Below are 956 nucleotides of genomic sequence, written 5' to 3'. Positions count from 1 at the left end.
CCGCTCGGGCATGACCATGTATTTGGCTGCGTCACCACGCGAGAACAATTACTTCCATCCCGCGACCAACCAGAAGGGCAACTCCAACCGTTGGCTTCAGTTAGTGTACGACTACACTGACTTTCAGAGCGCGACCAACCCGATGGACAGCTCCATCCATTTGAAGAGTGGTTTTCAGCGGTACACATACCATTTCCTGTGTAGGTGCTGTTGGGTTTTGAGCAAGACATTGTGGGTTGTTGGTATTCTCTTTTAATGCACTGCCCGCCTTCTAAGGAGTAGCCGCTGGGGCAACCTTGCGATGCGGTTGCAGGCTGTGTCGTTTCGCACTTGCCATTTTTAAAAGTTGAACCCCAGGGGCAGCTTGGACGCTTTTGCTCAGTTACTTCCCAGCTAACGCAGTGCTCTTTATCTGTGTAGTAGCAAGTGTTATTAGACTCTCTATCTAAAAAGGGCGTACTCATGGGGCTGCATTTTTGTGCGGTGGTAATTGGGCACGACATTGTAGGCTCAGCCCTCACTAAGCAGTTTGTTCCATTTAACTCCCCTTCAGAGCAACTGTAGGTTGTCGTCGTTGAAGTGGTTGTTGTTTTAACGCAACTATTGTTTTGGCTTAGTGTATATCCTGAGCCACAAATTTTGGTGGCCGAGTATTGCTCCGTTGTGTAGCATTTTTTTAATCTAGTGTCGTATACGCTCCCACTCGGACACGTGGGGGTTGCCGCTTGAATATCAACACGCTCACACCGTTGGTTACTCGATGAATAAGAGTACCCGCTGGGGCACGTCGGTGTCGCTGATTGATTCTCTTGTTTTTCACAACGCGCATTGGCCGCATTGTACGTGTAACCACTCCCACAAACCGGATTGGCGTCAATCTGTTGCGCCTGTTCACATCGGCCCGCAGCACTGTTGTAAGTGTACCCACTTGGACAGGTCGCACTCGCGGCTTGATT

At 49.9% G+C, this 956-nt stretch carries 1 protein-coding gene; it reads left to right on the top strand.

The window, feature by feature from the left end:
- Nucleotides 1-256: hypothetical protein (locus M1L23_RS12790; protein WP_252627832.1), on the top strand; the 256-nt coding region annotated here is incomplete at its 5' end.
- Between the last annotated feature and the right edge of the window lie 700 nt (nt 257-956).

This window comes from Aliidiomarina quisquiliarum, from assembly GCF_023922585.1.
GTDB lineage: Bacteria > Pseudomonadota > Gammaproteobacteria > Enterobacterales > Alteromonadaceae > Aliidiomarina > Aliidiomarina quisquiliarum.
Note: the sequence above shows the minus strand (reverse complement) of the source record. Positions and strands in the feature narration are given on the sequence as shown.